Consider the following 17,854-nt stretch of genomic DNA (forward strand, 5'->3'; position numbering starts at 1 on the left):
TTACATTTAAATAACAAATATACCTATTTATGGTACTTATGCGTACTCATAAACTCCTTTTGCTAACGTCAAGGGGGAAGTGAATAAAGGTTCATCAGTTAGGTTCGATTGACAGAATTCAATCAAGTCTGACAGTCGCATTTGTGCCAATAGAGAATGGTGAACGCCTAAGTGAAGCTGCTCTGCAAAGCATAATCGGCTTAAATGAGTTATTAGCCAGCCAATGGCTGCTACTAAGTACCGCAAAGATTGCTCTGTTCATTAGGTGAGAGAACTTGGCGCACTTTCATACTATCGTAGAAAGACTGGATTTCCTTGATCTTGCCATCCTCAACGCGAACCCAGTCGCAAGAAGGAATAGCTCCTTGTGGGGTCAGGTTTTCAAACCAAATAGCGGCTTGATCATTAGTGGCAACAACCTCTTCTATTTTGAGACGTTGCACGCTCTTCCGGGCCATGGGTTCTACGGTTTCAATATAATGTTCACGACCTGCAAGCCGCCCAAATGGGCTGGTGTGGACAAAGTCGGGGGTCAAGTGGTCCCTCAACCACTCGATATCCATTCTGATCCACGCTTCAATCCACCCTGTTGCAAGCTTAGCGCTCAGCTCTGTTTTGGTCATAAAGATCTCCTTCAGTCTAGCTTCGGCTGGCTAACGCCGCATTAAGGGGTGAGCAACACCAACAAAATTCGCTGCAAACAACTTAAACACTAAAACCAACACCTAGTAAAAATGCCACGTATTGCGAATTACTCTTAAACAGTTTGTATGGATAATAACTCCATATTTTTATTCTTTTAAACCAGTTTAGGGTAATGTGGGAAGCGCCAAAAGCTTAAAAAGAGCTATTGACGCCATAGTCTCTTGTTAGTTTTCGAAGTTTTCATAAGTCCCAAGCCAATCTTTATGCTCAGGATATTTTTGCTTATAAGCCTTCAAGTCGGCTTTAGGAGCGTACTTAAAATACAAACCGAAATAATCAACTAAGTAATTTTCACCTTTACCCATTCGCCAAAACATATCTGTTGGGTGGAGATCAGGAAATTTAACCCATGGTGGTTCTGGTGGGTTACTTTTTAATTCATTCTCGTAACGTTCTTTGAGCATTCTTTCCCATGCGACTTTATGCTCAAGATACTTGTTCCATTGCTCGTCAGTTAAGTTCGCTGGCTTATCATTCGCCATTGTCGCAACTGATATAAAAATCAAATTAAAAAATAATACTCGAAACATACTCATAGAAAACTAACGCCCTAATAATGGGCAAAAAATTGTTGGCTAAATTGTTGAGGAACGAAAACAGCCAACTGTTTTTTGTCCTTATTAATTAGCTTGTTATAAAGCACGTACGGGAAAACCCTTTAAAATTTCATCTAGGTCTTCGATGATAGATTGGAGAAAGGTTTGATCAAACCCACTAGAGAATTTAAGCTCATTTCCAACACCAACACTGTCCATGCAATTTCCCTCTAATTCTATTCCACCTCTTCCATTCCCAACTAATTTGATTTCAAGTTGCCCCTCAAGGCTGTCAAATGTAGCTGTACCTTTTAAGCAAGAATAGAGTTTTTGTATTTCTTTAGAGAATTTAACGAAATCATAGGTTTGGAAACTGGCAGAAAATTTACCACTAAAGCTTCCGAATGAAACACTAACAGAGCAAAGAAGCCAGTTATCATCAAAAGACTCGCCACTGGGAGAGTGTTGGTACTTTTCTACAGTGATCTCTACTTGTTCATTTGGAGAACAACCGATGGGTAAACTCATACGTTCCTTGTGCTTTATAACAACTTATTAGCGAGAGTTTGCGCGATACACTTCCTTGTAAGGTCGGAGGCTGAGTATATATAGGTACACTAATAAGACTTAAAAAATCACCTTAAATCATACAATAAAGTAAATGTCGCCTCGGCACAATGCGAACAGAGTGATACTGCAGTTCAGCATATTCCCGCGCTACGTAGGGTGATTGAAATTACAGATTTCTGTAGTGGTGAAGCTATAACGCATAAGTTGGAGTTGTTTAAAGCAAACCAAACTGATTGTTATGAAGTCTTTGTAGATGGCAAGCTTTGAAAGAAACGTATTGGCTGGAGCATCATTCTTGCTGGCATTAGGATAGCACTGCCAAGGCTAGCTAGAGAACGTCTATTTTTCGCTCATAGCTGCCAGTCAGATAAAGCCTAAACCTGCTCATCTAAACTGTAAGATCAGATATTCGCAACTAAAAATAAAGAGGATCAATGTACTGGTAAGTAAAAGAAGTGATTGGTGGAGCTAGGCGGGATCGAACCGCCGACCTCTTGCATGCCATGCAAGCGCTCTCCCAGCTGAGCTATAGCCCCAAAACACGATGTTATTCTATGTTCTTTTAACTCGCTTGAAAACCCCTAACCTTCCGTTTTTTATGAATTTATCAATAAAAAAACCCGAGCTATTGCTCGGGCCTTTCGGTTGGGAACTGTTTACTTATTTAAATCAAGCATGAGTTTATTCAGTCGACTAACAAAGCCAGCTGGGTCTTTTAAGCTGCCGCGCTCAGCCAATAGTGCTTGGTCAAGCAATACTTCTGACCACTGCTTGAACTTATCTTCGTCTTGCTCATCATTTAAATGTTTCACAAGTTGGTGCTCAGGGTTAAGCTCGAACACCGGCTTGGTTTCCGGCGCTTGCTGCCCAACTGATTCCATCAACTTGATCATTTGCGAGCTCATGTCGTTCTCATCAGCAACAACACAGGCTGGCGAGTCAGTTAAGCGGTGTGTAAAGCGTACTTCTTTAACTTTATCGCTAAGCACCTCTTTGATGCGCTCTAAAAGTCCTGCTACTTCCTTCTCCGACTCTTCTTGCGCTTTTTTACTTTCTTCGTCGTCCAAGTCACCTAAGTCAAGATCGCCACGAGTAATCGACTGGAACTGCTTTTCTTGGAACTCAGTAAGGTGGCTCATCATCCACTCGTCAACACGATCGCTCAGCAGTAATACTTCGATGCCTTTTTTACGGAAAATCTCCAAATGCGGTGAGTTTTTCGCTGCTTCAAAGCTATCAGCCACAACGTAGTAAATCTTGTCTTGGCCTTCATCCATGCGCTCAATGTATTGCTCTAGTGATACATTCTGAGTTGCTTCATCGCTGTGCGTTGAAGCAAAGCGCAGCAGCTTGGCAATGGCTTCTTTGTTAGCCATATCTTCAGCTGGGCCTTCTTTAATCACCCCACCAAACTCATTCCAGAAAGTCTGGTACTGCTCAGGCTTGTTTTTGCCCATGCGGTCAAGCATTTTTAATACCCGCGAGGTACAGCCTTTACGGATCGCCTGGGTCACTTTGTTGTCTTGTAAAATTTCACGAGACACGTTCAATGGTAAATCATTGGAATCAAGCAAACCTTTTACAAAGCGTAAGTAGCCAGGCATAAACTGCTCTGCGTCATCCATGATAAAGACGCGTTGCACATACAGTTTTAAGCCGTTTTGGCGGTCGCGATTATACAAATCAAACGGTGCACGCTTAGGAATATAAAGCAGGCTAGTGTATTCAGTTTTACCTTCTACTTTATTGTGCGCCCATGTCAGTGGCTCTTCCCAATCGTGGCCTACATGCTTGTAGAATTCTTGATATTCTTCATCACTGATTTCAGATTTATCACGTGTCCATAAGGCTTCAGCTTTGTTAATAGCTTCCCACTCACCGGGCTTGGCTTCAATTTTCTCACCGTCAGGGCCTTCAGATTCGGGCACTGGCTCGCGATACATTTCCACCGGAATCGAAATATGGTCTGAGTATTTAGTCACGATACCGCGTAGACGGAAGTCATCAAGGAACTCTGTTTCATCATCGCGCAGGTGTAAAATAATCTCAGTGCCTCGACTCGGCTTGTCAATATTCGCTAGTGTGTACTCACCCTCGCCTTTTGACTGCCATTCAACAGCCTGGCTTTCGCCGGCCTTACGCGTGCGCACAGTCACTTCGTCGGCAACAATAAAGGCCGAGTAAAAACCCACGCCGAATTGACCAATAAGTTGCGAGTCTTTAGCTTTATCTCCGGTAAGGTTTTGGAAAAACTCAGCAGTACCCGATTTGGCAATCGTGCCCAATGCACTCACCACTTCATCGCGGTTCATGCCTATGCCGTTATCGCTGATGGTGACCGTTTTTTTATCTTTGTCGGCGCTAATACGCACTTTTAAGTCGGCATCGCCTTCATACAAACTGTCATTTTCTAACGCCAAGAAACGCAGCTTGTCTGCCGCATCTGACGCATTAGAAACCAACTCACGTAGGAAAATCTCTTTGTTGGAATACAAAGAGTGGATCATTAAGTTAAGCAGTTGCTTTACTTCGGTTTGAAAGCCGAGCGTTTCTTTTTCTGATGTTGCTGTCATTTCTCTCTCCGTTAGCAAACAATCCCAGCATGTCTGGGAAGCAGATATGCTCTGTATATGGGGTATTGCATCTCGGATTCAAGAGCGTACGCATAAAAAAAACGCCTAACGGCGCTTTTTTGTAAGTAAACAGACTTCTCTAAAAGTCAGCTTTCATATTGCACTTGTTTACGACCGTTGAAGGCATGGGACAACGTCATACCATCGACTAAGTCAAGCTCGCCTCCAACGGGCACGCCATGGGCGATGCGCGACGCACCGACATTGTACTGTTTACACAACTGGGCAATATAATGAGCCGTGGTTTCGCCTTCAACTGTCGGGTTGGTCGCTAATATCACTTCATTGATGCTGCCTTGGGCAAGTTTTTGCTCTAACACGTCTAGGCCAATTTCATTCGGGCCAATACCATCGAGTGGCGAAAGATGACCCATTAATACGAAGTATAAGCCTTGATAGTGCCCTGTTTGTTCAACCGCCAAGACGTCACTGGGTGATTCCACAATACATAACAAGCCCGAATCTTGGCGCTTTATATTGCTACATAACTCGCAGATGTCTTGCTCAGTAAAGGTACGACAGCTTTGGCAGTGACCAATGTCTTGCATCGCTTGGTTTAAGGCTTGCCCTAATTGTGCCCCCCCCTTCTCGGTCTCGCTCTAATAAATGAAAAGCGATGCGCTGCGCTGATTTCGGGCCGATGCCTGGTAGGCAGCGTAAAGCGTCAACAAGTTGCGTTAATTTTGGAGATAATTGCATAACGGATCCCAAGTACCACAGAGGTCATGAATACACCGGTGGCCTAGCCAAAAGCGTTGGCAAGAGCACAAGGCAGACATTGACCTTGGCGCTAAAGCCCCAGTATAAAGCGCTTCAGCACTTAGGCTCAAGGGCTTTTAGTAGCGCGCTCCTGCTTGCAAGCGATTAGGTGAACCAGATTGGCTCTGTAGCGGCACTTGTATACTAAAACGCACACCACGCGGGCGCAGCGCCTGTACTTCAATAGAGCCATTAAGCAGCAGGGTAATGCCTTGGGCAATACGGGTTCCCCCAAGCCCTAATGCTCCATTAGCTCGTGCTGTGGTGTAAAAGGGTGACAATATTTGCGCCGCTTGCTCGGCTGATAATTCCGCTGCGTTATCTTCATAGATAAGTTGCGCATATTGACCCCTTTGCTCTAGCTTGAGCACAACGTCTAAATTGTCACCCGGCTCTAACTGAGCATGTTTGCAGCTATTGGCCATCAACTCCAACAGGACCCGCTGTATGGTATTGCTGCCGTGATCCATATGCAGCTGTCCTTGCACATCAAACGAAAGCCGGAAGGGGTAACTTTGGTAAGTGAAGGGCTCGAATAACATTAATGCCATATCATGAATATTAATCGCTTCACCGTCTGGGGTGCTGTAGTCATTAAACATAGTTTGAAACTCACCCACCATTTCACTGGTTTTCAGCAAATTGCGCATCAGCAAGGTGTTGGCATGGTCGATTTTCTGCAAGCCAGAGTTTAACGCTTTGGCGGTTAGGGATTTTTTATTCAGTGCTTGATGCAGTGTTTGACTCTGCATCTCTAGCGACCCACTCGCTGTTAGACAATTTCCGAGTGGCGTATTGAGTTCATGTGCCAGCCCTGAGGTCATCAAAAGAATATCTTTGAGCGTGCTTATCTGTTGTTGTCGATGCGTTGCCTCTATCAGCATAAGGTAGGTACTGACCCGTTGTTGTACTTCCGTTTTATTAAAGGGCTTAACAATGTAGTCGACGCCACCGGCGGCAAAGGCATCATCAATATGTTGGCGATCAGAGTATGAGCTAATAAAAATGATAGGCACATGGGCGCTGTACTCATCCTGCTTAAGCTGCCGGCAGAGCTCTAACCCATTCATACCGGGCATTTCTATGTCCATCAGAATAAGTGCCGGTAAATGGCGATGAATTTCAACCAACGCGTGCTCAGCAGATGTAGCGTGAGTCAGTGAGTGGTGCTTTTCTTCCAATATCGCTTTAATAATACGAAAATCAAATTCCTGATCTTCGACCACCAATATATCATTCATGACAGCGGCTCCCTCTTCCTTTGTAGTTGAGTGTAGCAGTCCTCAAGAGCCTCTGTGTTTGCTATCTTAAAGAAATAAAAAACCCCGCTATAAAGCGGGGCTAAACACATAAATCTAGATACAGATTTAGAACGGCATTTTCATGCCTGGGGGTAAGTTCATCCCACCGGTTACTTCAGACATACGTTTTTGACTTTCGTCTGCTACGCGACGTACAGCGTCATTGCACGCGGCTGCAAGCAAGTCTTCAATCATGTCTTTGTCATCTTCCATTAGGCTTTCATCGATTTCCACGCGGCGTACATTGTGGCTACCTAACATGGTCACTTTAACTAAACCCGCACCGGCTTCACCGGTCACTTCTAAATTGGCAATTTCTTCTTGGGCCTTTTGCATGCGCTCTTGCATTTGCTGCGCCTGCTTCATCATATTGCCCATTCCGCCTTTAAACATAGTGCTCTCTCTCGTTAAAAATCGCTCTGCTGGCAAAGATAAGGCCAACAGCCGTAAATTACAATGCTTGAACCGAGTTTTCGTCCAAGATTGCTGAAAATTGCGTCATCAGCTGCTGCACGTGTTCATCTGCTTTCACTGCAGCAACCGCCTGTTGATAGCGCTGGCCATCAATGCTTTGCTGAATTAAAAACGGCGTTTGTTGCAATTCATCGACAAATTCAATCTGCACGTTCAATGGTTCTTTAAAATGCTCAGCTAACCCTTGTTGCAGGCGCTCACGTAACGCGCTGCTATCTAGATGACGCTGGCTTTGCTCTACATGCAACGTCAGTTCCGTGCCTTGTTTTTGATAACGACTATGCAAAGCAAACTGCCTAATACGCCCACCGAGACCCATAGACTCAATAATATGTGCCCAGTCATCCTGTTGGTGCGCAAATTTGACATCACTTACACTGCTTTCAAAGCCTTCAGGTGCGGCGATAGCAACTTGCTCTTGCTGCGACTCTTTGCGCGGTGTAGCCGGCGCTTCTAGTTGCTCCACCAGCTCAGGGGCCAATTTTTGCGGATCAGGCTGATGTTTATCCATTAACCGCTGCGCTGGCGATTGTTGCCGCTGCGCTTTGGTTTTTACTGGTGGAACGGCATTAGCCGTTTCTTGGCTCGCAGTGCTTACGGCGGTGGCCCGTTTAGTTCGGGCCTCGGCCTTTTTTGCATTATCATCCTCTTGCACAGGCCTGCTCGCTGTTCCCAATTTGCGGTTTTTTAAGATACGCGCAATGGCAGACTGCGCCTCATCTTGCAGTTGGTCTAACTGCTGCGCTGGTGAAGCGGGTGCGGGGCCTTGCTCAGCACCTGCATTGGCGGCTACTTCTGCGCCCTGCTCGCTGGTCATTGCTGTTTGCGCATTCTCTGTGTGGGGTTGATAACCTTGTTCATGTGCCTGCTGCATCACTTGTTCAAACTGCTGCGCGGCCATCGCTTCATGATGCTGATCATCTTGAGAGTCAGCTTCATATTGGGAATTTGCTGCGTTTGCCCCCTGATTATCGCCACCATTTGCAACGGATTGCGCTGGCGTAGGTTCGGTGCCCATGGCAGGTTCTGCGCGTTGCGGTTCAGAGGCAGAAGTACTTTGTTGCGCCGCCGCGCGTGGCTCCTGAGGCTGAGGCTGAGGCTGAGGCTGAGGCTGAGGCTGAGGCTGAGGCTGAGCAGTATTTTCTAATCCAGCCTTGTTACGCGCTAGCATTGCCCGCAGGTTCGCCGTTTTTTCTTCATTATCACCACGAGACGGCGTCTGTTGAGCCGTCGATGTGGTCGAAGTGCCATACTGTGGTTCAAAAGCGAGCAGGCGTAGCATTAACATCTCAAAACCCACTTGCGCAGAGCTGGCCCATTGTAGGTCCCGCTTACCCGCTAACAACAATTGATAAATCAAGTGGATATGTTGCGTATCAGCAGTGTTTGCTACCTCAGTAATATAATCACTGTCACGGTCGTTTAGTAGCGCTGCACTGGGCACCAGCTGAGTCAATTGCACACTGTGTGTAAGATTCAAAAGGTCATCAAGTACAGCAATATAATTCGGGTTGTGTTGTGCTAAATTGCGAATTTGCTGGATCAGCTCATCGCCATCGCCGAGCAATACCGCACTGAGCAATTGCTGGGCATAGCGCACATCCATCAGCCCGAGCATGTCTTTAATCGGCCCCTCGTGCAACTGCCCATTAGTTTGCGCAATAGCTTGATCGGTTAAACTCAGTGCATCTCGCATACTGCCATCGGCAGCCTTAGCCAACACCGCTAAGGCAGGCTGTTCAAAATCGAGTTGCTCTTGGCTGAGCACATGCGCTAACTGAGTACTGATCTGTTGCACCGACAGCGCACTTAAATTGAACTGTAAACAACGAGATAAAATGGTTACAGGCAATTTTTGCGGATCGGTAGTCGCTAGCAGAAACTTAACGTGCTCAGGTGGCTCTTCCAATGTTTTTAACAGCGCATTAAAGCTGTGCTTGGAAAGCATGTGCACTTCATCAATGAGGTAAACCTTGAACTGCCCGCGAGTCGGCGCATACTGCACGTTATCTAGAATCTCGCGGGTGTCTTCAACCTTGGTCCGCGATGCCGCATCGATCTCAATAAGGTCAATGTATTTACCGGCTTCAATATCTAGACAAGTACTACACTGACCACATGGCTGTGCCGAGATACCCTGCTCACAGTTCAGGCTTTTAGCAAAAATACGGGCTATAGTGGTCTTGCCCACACCGCGAGTGCCGGTGAACAAGTAAGCGTGGTGCAAACGCTGCTCGTTTAAGGCATTAACCAATGCTTGTTTGACATGGTCTTGACCCACGAGTTGATGAAAGGTTTGCGGTCGCCACTTACGGGCAAGAACCTGATAGCTCATGTTTAATCGCCTTCATATTCAACTAATTTGAACACATCGATACCTTGCTCACGCACTCGCTGTTCACCACCTAGAGCGGGCAGAGAAACCACAAATGCTGCGTCGCTGGCGTGGCCGCCTAATTTGGCCACCAGCTTGGCGGTCGCTTCTATGGTGCCGCCCGTAGCGAGTAAGTCGTCAACGAGCAGTACTTTATCGCCGGGTTCGATGGCATCTTTGTGCAATTCAAGAATATCTTCACCATATTCTAACTGGTAGCTTTGTGCAATGACCTCACGCGGCAGTTTGCCCGGCTTACGCACAGGAATAAAAGGAATGCCTAGGACATAAGCCAAAGGGGCGCCAAAGATAAAGCCGCGAGACTCTGTGCCAATGATTTTGGTAAAGCCTTGGTCTTTATACTTGCTCACCATGCTATCAATGGTCAATTTTAAGGCCTTTGGATCGGCCAGCAAGGTGGTCACATCGCGAAATTGGATGCCTGGCTTAGGGTAATCTGGCACTGTGGCAATAGATTGCTTGATGTATTGAAGATCAGCAGCACTCATAGTTATTTCATTTTTTGTTCTGACAAGCGCTGCATTATAGCAAGTTGTGCTCAACAATGAAGCCGCTAATAAAAAAGGCCACCTTGTGTGGTGACCTTTTAAGCAAAGCTCAATTGCTTAAAGCGATGCGAACACTTTGTCGGTTTTAGCCGCGCAGATAAAGTCGTTCTTATGCAAGCCTTTAATTGAGTGAGACCACCAAGTCACTGTTACTTTACCCCACTCGGTTAAAAGACCTGGGTGATGCCCTTCTTCTTCTGCCATATCACCTACCGCATTGGTGAAGGCTAACGCTTGTTTAAAGTTTTTAAACTTAAAAACGCGCTCTAATTGCATGATACCGTCACGAACTTCAGGCACCCAATCTGGGATATCTTTAATTAACTCGGCCAACTCTTCATCTGATACTTTGGGCGCATCGGCACGACACGCTTCACATTTTTGTGCGCTTAATTCAGACATTGCTAATTCCTTAACTTGCTTTTTTCTCTTTAGGGGGAAACTTAGGTTCAAACAAACCAAGCTCTTTGGCCTTGGCTACCATCGACATTAAATCCATTTGCGAGATTTCAAATAAATCATGGATAGAGTTAATGGTGTAGTACACGGGCTGCATGATATCAATGCGATAAGGGGTACGCAGCACATCCAACACATTTATTGGGTTGATTTCGGGCTCATCGGTGTACACGTAATTGGTCTCGCCTGGACTTGATAAAATACCACCGCCATAAATACGAAGACCGTCTTTAGTTTGCATCAAACCAAACTCAACGGTAAACCAGTATAAACGCGCTAAGTAGACACGGTCTTTTTTGTCTGCTGCATAGCCTAGCTGACCGTACTTGTGGGTAAATTCAGCGAAGTCCGGGTTAGTGAGCATAGCGCAATGGCCAAAGATCTCGTGGAAAATATCCGGCTCTTGTAAGTAGTCGAATTCCTCACGAGTGCGGATAAACGTGGCGACAGGAAATTGTTTGTTCGCTAATAAACGAAAAAACTCATCAAAATCAATCAACGCAGGGACAGGCGCTACCTGCCAACCCGTTTCGCGCTCGAGTACTTCATTCAGCTCACTAAGCTGCGGAATACGATCGGTGGGCAAGTTAATTTTTTTCAGGCCTTCGATATACTCATCGCAAGCGCGCCCTTCAATGCACGCCAACTGGCGCTCGACCAACTCGGCCCAGGTTTGGTTTTCTTCATCGCTCCAATGAATAACGCCATTCTCATCCGGCGTTCGAGAAACGTATTTACTTGATTTAGCCATAACTACCTTACCTTGTCCCATTTGCTTTTGTTTGCACTGCAAACGCACGACGCAAATGACTCTGTGTGTGTTAACCAGATACTAAGGAAAAGTACATCTGTTTGTAATACTTGGTGCTGTTATACGTTCTGCGCAAACCGCCCAAAACGTAAACTTAAAGGTACACCCATACACCTTAAAAATTACACCCCTGCTTTTAGTGAGCTACAAAGCAAAAGGGTGTAAAGTATTTATTACTAAAATTATTAAAGCTTTGCTAACCCTTGGCTTAGATCTGCAATAATCTCATTAACATCTTCTAAACCTATCGAAATGCGGACCAAGCCATCGCTAATTCCTGCGGCTCGACGCTGTTCCGGTTCATAAGTAGAGTGAGTCATTGAAGCCGGGTGCTGAATAAGGGTTTCCGTATCACCTAAACTGACCGCCAATGTGCACAACTGCAAGCTATTAATAAACTGCTCTGTTTGTGCTAAAGACGCTTTAAGTTCAAAAGCAATCACGCCGCCGGCATCTTGCATTTGCGAGCCCATAAGCCGATGTCCTGGATCGTTTTTGAGCCCCGGAAAATAAACGCGTTCAACGCTTTGATGCTGATGTAGAAATTCCGCCACCTGATGAGCACTTTGACAATGGGCCTGCATGCGCACCGCTAAGGTTTTCATGCCTCGTAATATTAACCAAGCATCAAATGGACTCATGGTGGCACCAATATCTTTGAGTACCGTCGACTTAATACACTGAATATGCTCATTACTGCCACACACCAGGCCCGCGACGACATCACCATGACCATTGAGGTACTTCGTCGCACTGTGCACGATCAAATCTGCACCAAAGTGCGCGGGTTTTTGCAAAATAGGCGTCAAGAAGGTGTTATCAACAACGCTGATCAACTGGTGACTTTTCGCTACATCGCACAACTGCTGTAAGTCGTAAACATCAATGTTTGGATTGGCAGGTGTCTCTACAAATAACATTTTAGTATTCGGGCGCAGCGCTTGCTTAACAGCCTGTATATCGTTGCAATCAACAAAAGTGACTTCGACGCCAAAGCGAGTAAGTAAGTGGCTAAACAGTGCATAAGTGCAGCCATAGACTGTTGTTGATGCTATCAGGTGATCGCCTGCGCTAAGAAAGCTCATGACTGCTGCTGAAACCGCCCCCATACCAGTCGCGCAGGCCGCCGCATCTTCGGTCTGTTCAAGCGCTGCCAGCTTCTGCTCTAACTCGCGCACTGTGGGGTTGCCGAGACGCGAATAAATATACCCGGCCTCTTCGCCGGCAAAGCGGGCTGCACCTTGTGCTGCGTCGTCAAACACAAAGGTTGAGGTTTGGTATAAGGGGGCCGCTAAAGCGCGATGGGGATCGCGACGCTCACCCTGGGGATGGATACATTGCGTTTTGTCTGAAGGTTGAATATTTTTCATAATGCCACCGTTTTTCTTTCTAACATAGTGGCAGTTCTGGCTATAAAACAAGCAAGCTAGCCGCTTGGATGGCTAGCTTGCTGTATCATCTCGGTGTTTTCGTCAATCTTTGTTGACGCTCTCGGTCGTCTGCTCGTTTTCACGCTTATCTAAACGCGTCAATCGGGCAGCTAAGCGTTTTGCTGTCGCTCGCAATAAAGATGGCTTGGCTTCCAGCTTCGGTAATGGTCGACACAGCTCCATCGCCTTATAGCCAATGCGTGCAGTCAACACCCCGGCGCTGAGGCCTTGGGCAGCACGAGTCGATAATACACTCAACAACTTGGTGCCAAACGCCGTGGCGGCGAGATCGGCAAGCAACTCGGTCGAACCGACAAAGAGCATTTGCTTAACCAAACTGCGGTAAAGCCGAACACGACTCATGTAGCCCAGTGCCAAGCCATAATTATCCGCAAGGGTATCGACCAGTTTCAGTCCGCGCCATAACACCGCAAGCATATCCACTACCGCTAATGGGCTGACACTGACTAGCACCGCTGATTCAACGGCGTAGCGATTAATAATCTGCTTAGCCTGTTCATCTTGGCGCACCAGCAAGGTGTCGCGATACAACTCCATCACTTCGCGGTCACTTAGGTGCTCGGCAATTTGCCCTTTAAATTGTGCAAAGTCCGCATGGTTTTGAATACGGTTAACGCTCTCTAGCCAAGGCAGAGCTTGGCCGACTTGTTCACTCGCCAACAACCGTTGAGCTTGTTGTTGATGATGACGATTAACTTTGAGGCGCTTCAAATTGACCAGCTCACGCCATAGCAATCGGCCAATTAGCAACACCGCCAGCCCGATAACACTGCTATATAACGCGCCAAGCCATACAGAGGCTTGAAAGCTCGCAACAATACTCAGCACGGTTTCAACTATAATGAGGGTTAACAACAGCCAAGCAAACAACCTTTTCAATAGCGAGCGTTTACCACGCTGGCGCCCCAATTCCTTATCCAGTGTTGATTCCAGCTCGCTTCCCTGCGCCAAGTCGAAATCATCCTCCTCTTGCGGCGCTTCATTACGAGCAACCACTTTAGCGGGCTCCAACTGAGATGCAGATTGCTGCTGCGACTGACCCTCAAAACGCCGCGCTCCGGCTAAATTAACTGGCTCACTCATGTCAGCTTATCCCCCAATAAAAATTCCAGCGCATGATCCATACGCATATGTCGCAAGCGTCCGTCGCTGTGCGGCCAAGGGGCAAAATCGATATAGTCAAACCCCTGTTGTGGCCATTGCTGTGCAGTCAAACGGTGTCGCGGTGGCTGCGGTGGCAAATAGGTGAGCCACTGCGACTCATGCAGCGGTTTACCATAGACGCAATGCAAACTTTGCCCTTTTTCCACCACTTGCTTGCCCTGTGTTGCGCACACAGCGGCCATCGCCATGGTGTCCACTTCAACCCCAGAAAAGGTCAAGCTATTGGCTTTTTCTTTAACAATATCGTGCAACAGTAGCGCCAAGTCTTGATGGTAATTAGCTCCAACTTGGTCTGCTTTATTGGCGATAAACAGCAGCTTATCAATGTTGGGACTGAACAGTCGCCGCAGCACATTGCTCTTGCCGTAATCAAAAAAAGACAGCAACTCTGTGATTGCCTCGGCTTGCTCATCGAATATGTCCGGACCCAGCTTTAGCGCTCGCAATAAGTCCACAAGCACCACTTGACGGTCAAAATGGCAAAAATAATCTTTATAAAAAGGCTTAACGACTTGTGCTTTATAGGCTTCAAAGCGTGCCTCAAGCTGCTGATATTGAGTATGTTGCTCACCCTGCTTAGGCGCATGGCAAGGAAAAAAAGACAAAAGCGGCGCGCCCTCTAACTCCCCGGGGATCAACATCCGCCCCGGTTGCAAGTTAGCGGCGTGGGCATGAGCCTTAATATTCACTAAGGCTTGTTTGTATAACTCACTGAGCTCTTTTAAGCGTACTTCATCGACCTCTGCATTAGCGTCAAACTCATGCAGTGCAGTCATAAAGTCCTGTGCATGCTCTGCTCTCGCGGCCTTGTTGAGCATCGTTAACTGACGTTCACACCAAGTGGGATAATCCATGTTCAACATAGGTAAATCCATTAGCCACTCACCTGGGTAATCAATAAGATCAATGGTTAGTGTGGCGCTATCACCAAATTGTGCCCGTAACCCCTGCTTGGGACGGTAGCGCATGGCGAGGCGCAAAGTATTAATTCGTTGCGTTGACTCTGGCCAGGCCGGCGGTTGCTGATTCAACGCCGCCATCGCTTGACGATATGCGAAAGTCGGGATATTCAGCGCTTTTTGTGGCACCGGTTGTGTGGCTATGTGGCGCCCCTCGCGAACAACACGAAAAAAAGGCATGTTTTGTTCGCTCGCTTGCTCTGATAGCTGGTGCACTAAAGCTGTGATAAAGGCTGTTTTTCCACTGCCTGACAATCCTGTAACCGCCAGGGTGATATGGCTATCTAAGGTACGCTTTAAAGTCTTTTTGGCTCTGTCTTTGAGCTTATCAAGGCGTGAGTACGACAAATTAACTCCTTGTTTAAATACCCTTGCATACAAACGCAGGCAACCAGCTAATCATGACTAGCTGGTTACAATGCGCCTGAGGGCTTTATAGCTTATTAATTTCTCTGTCTACCGTGAAGGTCGGCGAAGTTACATGAGTCTCCATATGCTGAATACGGTTGTCTAACTCACCTAAATACTCCTTCAATTCTTTAAGGGCCTTACGCGGAGGCTCACCCTTTTGCCACACTTTGGCTTTCACCTCACCGACATGGGCGCTCTTACTACTGGGCGCTGTTTGCTCTGCGGCTGGCTTTTTCTCTAATATAAGCCAAGCAGCAATGTAGGCGACGATAAATAAGGGTCCCCCGGCCAACAACACGGCGGAGATGAAAATAATGCGTACCAACCACAACTCAAAATTAAAGTAGTCGCTGACCCCTGCACATACGCCGCCTAGCTTGCCGCGTTCGGGGTTGCGATATAATTCGCGTTTGCCACTCATACCTTACTCCTCCACTGCGGGGACTCCTGGTCGAGCAAGGTCTCTAAGGTATTGATGCGCTCTGCCATTTTCTCTGCTTTATTAGCCAGCTCAACCAATTGACGGTGCTCGTGTTCACTTAACCCTTGGCTTACCTGTTTTTTACTGCGGTAATGTAATATCAGCCACAACGGCGCCACAAAAATCAAAAATATGACAATCGGTGGTAATAACATATCAAAATCAAACATAATCCTCTCCTGCCTTGTTGTTATGGTGCGCCATCGTGTGGCTAGGGCCGCGTACGACCCTTCACCTTATACATTATTATTCTGCTTTATCGGTTTTGCCCATTTTTGCTTTCAAGGCTGAGAGTTCATCGTCAATTTTCTCGTCCTTTTCTAGCTGCTCGATTTCATCAGACAGCGACTTCTGGCCTAACTCATAGGATTCTACCTGAGCCTCGAGGCCATCAATCTTTGTCTCGTAACGCTCGAACTTATCTAGTGCATCTTGCACCTTGTCACCATCAAGTGTCTTTTTCACATCTAGACGCGATTGCACTGAACGCTGACGAAGAACAATGGCTTTTTGGCGCGCTTTAGCGTCGCTGAGCTTCTCTTGCAAGGTGCTGATCTCTTGTTGCAACTTGTTGATGTGCTCGTCTACATGTTCAAGCTCACGCTCAAGTGACTCTTTCGCTTCGGTACACTTGCTCTTTTCTAGTAGTGCAGCGCGTGCTAAATCGTCGCGGTCTTTAGATAAGGCTAGCTCAGCCTTCTCTTGCCACTGCTCGGTTTGCTTGTTCAATGTTTCTAAACGGCGGCTGAGCTCTTTTTTCTCTGCGAGTGTTTTCGCCGATGTCGAGCGCACCTCCACAAGTGTGTCTTCCATCTCTTGGATGATTAAACGCACCATCTTTTCTGGGTCTTCTGCTTTATCTAAAATAGCATTGATATTCGAGTTTACGATATCTGCAAAACGTGAAAAAATTCCCATAATCTTTACCTCGGATGTTGAAGTCTTTGTTGACTACTCTACGTATTATCAAGTTGCTTGCCAACTTTAAAACTACACAAAAAACTTAATTTATTCATTAAGTTACTTTATATTCACCAAATCACTTTCTTATCTTTAAATAATGAAATACACTAAGCTTTAGCAAAAATAACTAAGAGTTAGTGTAAATGAGCCAGTTCCGCAAAAAAGACGATTTACTGGGCCAATCCGATAGCTTTTTAGAGGTGCTCGATCAGGTCTCCCAATTGGCCCCCCTTGATAAGCCGGTGCTAGTCATTGGTGAGCGCGGTACCGGTAAAGAGCTTATCGCTGCACGGTTACACTATCTATCTGGGCGTTGGGATCAAACCTATGTCAGTCTTAACTGCGCTGCACTCAATGAGAACTTGCTTGAAAGTGAGCTATTCGGTCACGAAAGTGGCGCTTTTACTGGCGCCAGTAAACGTCATGAAGGACGTTTTGAGCGCGCCAACGGCGGCACGTTATTTTTAGACGAACTCGCAAATACCCCCGCAGCGGTCCAAGAAAAACTGCTTCGGGTAATTGAATATGGCGAGTTTGAACGCGTTGGAGGTCGGGCACCAATAAAAGTTGATACACGACTTATTTGCGCCACCAATGAAGACTTACCCAGCCTTGCCGATGCCGGCGAGTTTCGACACGACTTGCTGGACCGCCTCGCCTTTGACGTAATTACGCTCCCTCCGCTGCGTGAGCGCCAAGAAGATATTTTGCTGCTAGCCGAGCATTTCGCTATTAACATGGCACGTAACCTAGGGTGGGAGTTATTCAGTGGTTTCACTACCCGAGCCAAGGCGGCTCTGCTGGACTATGACTGGCCGGGGAATGTCCGTGAGCTGAAAAATGTGATAGAGCGCAGCTTGTATCGTCATGGCAATGAAAGCCTCGCTGTGCATACGATTAATTTAGACCCCTTTGCCAGCCCCTATCGGCCTAAGGCATTGAGCACTCGCAAACCTGCGATGGCCGTCAATGAGCAGCCACTACTCAGTGACTCAGAGCAGCCTCAAGTGGCGCCCGCAGAGCCGGCGAAAAACAACCAACGAATGGACTTCCCGTGCGATTTAAAACAACTCTCCAGCGACTACGAAACGGAACTGTTGCGCCAAGCGCTGGAATTTAGCCAATTTAATCAAAAGAAAACTGCACAATTGCTTGGTTTAACGTATCATCAGCTAAGAGGATATTTGAAAAAATACAACTTACTTGATTCGCAGCAAAAACAAGAGGCTTAGCC

17 protein-coding genes, 1 tRNA gene and 1 pseudogene are annotated in these 17,854 nt (G+C 46.7%); 1 reads left to right on the plus strand and 18 read right to left on the minus strand.

Annotation, left to right across the window (positions count from 1 at the left end):
• Positions 1-233: 233 nt before the first annotated feature.
• The 18 genes and pseudogenes from PRUTH_RS07280 to pspA all read right to left on the minus strand — a co-directional run bounded on the left by PRUTH_RS07280 (position 234) and on the right by pspA (position 16,575).
• The gene (locus PRUTH_RS07280; protein WP_045978104.1) at positions 234-623 is read right to left on the minus strand and encodes a nuclear transport factor 2 family protein; all 390 of its coding nucleotides are present in this window, start codon (positions 621-623) and stop codon (positions 234-236) included.
• 246 nt (positions 624-869) lie between these two features.
• Positions 870-1,241, minus strand: coding sequence for a hypothetical protein (locus PRUTH_RS07290; protein ID WP_170268916.1), 372 nt, complete (start codon positions 1,239-1,241; stop codon positions 870-872).
• A gap of 96 nt (positions 1,242-1,337) precedes the next feature.
• Positions 1,338-1,769, minus strand: a complete 432-nt coding sequence (locus tag PRUTH_RS07295) for a WapI family immunity protein (protein WP_151172948.1) — start codon at positions 1,767-1,769, stop codon at positions 1,338-1,340.
• A 502-nt stretch (positions 1,770-2,271) separates the two neighbouring features.
• A tRNA-Ala gene (locus PRUTH_RS07300) sits at positions 2,272-2,347 on the minus strand.
• A 120-nt stretch (positions 2,348-2,467) separates the two neighbouring features.
• The gene (gene htpG, locus PRUTH_RS07305; protein ID WP_138509132.1) at positions 2,468-4,384 is read right to left on the minus strand and encodes a molecular chaperone HtpG; all 1,917 of its coding nucleotides are present in this window, start codon (positions 4,382-4,384) and stop codon (positions 2,468-2,470) included.
• Between the two features lie 146 nt (positions 4,385-4,530).
• A pseudogene (gene recR, locus PRUTH_RS07310) lies at positions 4,531-5,143 on the minus strand (recombination mediator RecR).
• 137 nt (positions 5,144-5,280) lie between these two features.
• Positions 5,281-6,444: a hybrid sensor histidine kinase/response regulator gene (locus PRUTH_RS07315; protein WP_151172949.1), complete on the minus strand. Its 1,164-nt coding sequence runs from the start codon at positions 6,442-6,444 to the stop codon at positions 5,281-5,283.
• Between the two features lie 126 nt (positions 6,445-6,570).
• Complete coding sequence (locus tag PRUTH_RS07320; RefSeq protein WP_022944023.1) at positions 6,571-6,897, minus strand: YbaB/EbfC family nucleoid-associated protein; 327 nt, start codon at positions 6,895-6,897, stop codon at positions 6,571-6,573.
• Positions 6,898-6,955: 58 nt separating this feature from the next.
• Positions 6,956-9,313 carry a DNA polymerase III subunit gamma/tau gene (gene dnaX / locus PRUTH_RS07325; RefSeq protein ID WP_151172950.1) on the minus strand — a complete coding sequence of 786 codons (2,358 nt, stop codon included), beginning with the start codon at positions 9,311-9,313 and terminating at the stop codon, positions 6,956-6,958.
• 2 nt (positions 9,314-9,315) lie between these two features.
• Positions 9,316-9,861, minus strand: coding sequence for an adenine phosphoribosyltransferase (gene apt, locus PRUTH_RS07330; protein WP_151172951.1), 546 nt, complete (start codon positions 9,859-9,861; stop codon positions 9,316-9,318).
• Positions 9,862-9,978: 117 nt separating this feature from the next.
• Positions 9,979-10,323: a 4a-hydroxytetrahydrobiopterin dehydratase gene (locus PRUTH_RS07335; protein ID WP_022944020.1), complete on the minus strand. Its 345-nt coding sequence runs from the start codon at positions 10,321-10,323 to the stop codon at positions 9,979-9,981.
• A gap of 10 nt (positions 10,324-10,333) precedes the next feature.
• Positions 10,334-11,131, minus strand: coding sequence for a phenylalanine 4-monooxygenase (phhA, locus tag PRUTH_RS07340; protein WP_026110982.1), 798 nt, complete (start codon positions 11,129-11,131; stop codon positions 10,334-10,336).
• 245 nt (positions 11,132-11,376) lie between these two features.
• A complete protein-coding gene (megL, locus tag PRUTH_RS07345) occupies positions 11,377-12,561 on the minus strand; it encodes a methionine gamma-lyase (protein ID WP_130145492.1) in 1,185 nt (394 codons plus the stop codon).
• Positions 12,562-12,663: 102 nt separating this feature from the next.
• On the minus strand, positions 12,664-13,725 hold the full coding sequence (locus PRUTH_RS07350; protein WP_151172952.1) for a TIGR01620 family protein: 1,062 nt from the start codon (positions 13,723-13,725) through the stop codon (positions 12,664-12,666).
• Positions 13,722-15,113: a YcjX family GTP-binding protein gene (locus PRUTH_RS07355; RefSeq protein WP_257221062.1), complete on the minus strand. Its 1,392-nt coding sequence runs from the start codon at positions 15,111-15,113 to the stop codon at positions 13,722-13,724. Before PRUTH_RS07355 ends, PRUTH_RS07350 begins: the two co-directional genes overlap by 4 nt.
• 85 nt (positions 15,114-15,198) lie before the next feature.
• Positions 15,199-15,597: an envelope stress response membrane protein PspC gene (gene pspC, locus PRUTH_RS07360; protein WP_022944394.1), complete on the minus strand. Its 399-nt coding sequence runs from the start codon at positions 15,595-15,597 to the stop codon at positions 15,199-15,201.
• Positions 15,594-15,827: an envelope stress response membrane protein PspB gene (gene pspB / locus PRUTH_RS07365; RefSeq protein WP_022944393.1), complete on the minus strand. Its 234-nt coding sequence runs from the start codon at positions 15,825-15,827 to the stop codon at positions 15,594-15,596. The genes pspC and pspB overlap by 4 nt, the downstream gene beginning before the upstream one ends.
• Before the next feature lie 76 nt (positions 15,828-15,903).
• Positions 15,904-16,575, minus strand: coding sequence for a phage shock protein PspA (gene pspA / locus PRUTH_RS07370; protein ID WP_022944392.1), 672 nt, complete (start codon positions 16,573-16,575; stop codon positions 15,904-15,906).
• Positions 16,576-16,763: 188 nt separating this feature from the next.
• On the opposite strand from pspA, the gene pspF reads away from it, so the two are divergent.
• On the plus strand, positions 16,764-17,852 hold the full coding sequence (gene pspF, locus PRUTH_RS07375; RefSeq protein WP_022944391.1) for a phage shock protein operon transcriptional activator: 1,089 nt from the start codon (positions 16,764-16,766) through the stop codon (positions 17,850-17,852).
• Positions 17,853-17,854: the final 2 nt, after the last annotated feature.

It is taken from the genome of Pseudoalteromonas ruthenica (assembly GCF_008808095.1).
Taxonomy (GTDB): domain Bacteria; phylum Pseudomonadota; class Gammaproteobacteria; order Enterobacterales; family Alteromonadaceae; genus Pseudoalteromonas; species Pseudoalteromonas ruthenica.

Bases quoted from the DNA above. Each gene is read 5' to 3' on its own strand.
- PRUTH_RS07280 (WP_045978104.1), bottom strand. From the start codon at position 623: ATGACCAAAACAGAGCTGAGCGCTAAGCTTGCAACAGGGTGGATTGAA.
- PRUTH_RS07290 (WP_170268916.1), bottom strand. From the start codon at position 1,241: ATGAGTATGTTTCGAGTATTATTTTTTAATTTGATTTTTATATCAGTT.
- PRUTH_RS07295 (WP_151172948.1), bottom strand. From the start codon at position 1,769: ATGAGTTTACCCATCGGTTGTTCTCCAAATGAACAAGTAGAGATCACT.
- htpG (WP_138509132.1), bottom strand. From the start codon at position 4,384: ATGACAGCAACATCAGAAAAAGAAACGCTCGGCTTTCAAACCGAAGTA.
- PRUTH_RS07315 (WP_151172949.1), bottom strand. From the start codon at position 6,444: ATGAATGATATATTGGTGGTCGAAGATCAGGAATTTGATTTTCGTATT.
- PRUTH_RS07320 (WP_022944023.1), bottom strand. From the start codon at position 6,897: ATGTTTAAAGGCGGAATGGGCAATATGATGAAGCAGGCGCAGCAAATG.
- dnaX (WP_151172950.1), bottom strand. From the start codon at position 9,313: ATGAGCTATCAGGTTCTTGCCCGTAAGTGGCGACCGCAAACCTTTCAT.
- apt (WP_151172951.1), bottom strand. From the start codon at position 9,861: ATGAGTGCTGCTGATCTTCAATACATCAAGCAATCTATTGCCACAGTG.
- PRUTH_RS07335 (WP_022944020.1), bottom strand. From the start codon at position 10,323: ATGTCTGAATTAAGCGCACAAAAATGTGAAGCGTGTCGTGCCGATGCG.
- phhA (WP_026110982.1), bottom strand. From the start codon at position 11,131: ATGGCTAAATCAAGTAAATACGTTTCTCGAACGCCGGATGAGAATGGC.
- megL (WP_130145492.1), bottom strand. From the start codon at position 12,561: ATGAAAAATATTCAACCTTCAGACAAAACGCAATGTATCCATCCCCAG.
- PRUTH_RS07350 (WP_151172952.1), bottom strand. From the start codon at position 13,725: ATGAGTGAGCCAGTTAATTTAGCCGGAGCGCGGCGTTTTGAGGGTCAG.
- pspC (WP_022944394.1), bottom strand. From the start codon at position 15,597: ATGAGTGGCAAACGCGAATTATATCGCAACCCCGAACGCGGCAAGCTA.
- pspB (WP_022944393.1), bottom strand. From the start codon at position 15,827: ATGTTTGATTTTGATATGTTATTACCACCGATTGTCATATTTTTGATT.
- pspA (WP_022944392.1), bottom strand. From the start codon at position 16,575: ATGGGAATTTTTTCACGTTTTGCAGATATCGTAAACTCGAATATCAAT.
- pspF (WP_022944391.1), top strand. From the start codon at position 16,764: ATGAGCCAGTTCCGCAAAAAAGACGATTTACTGGGCCAATCCGATAGC.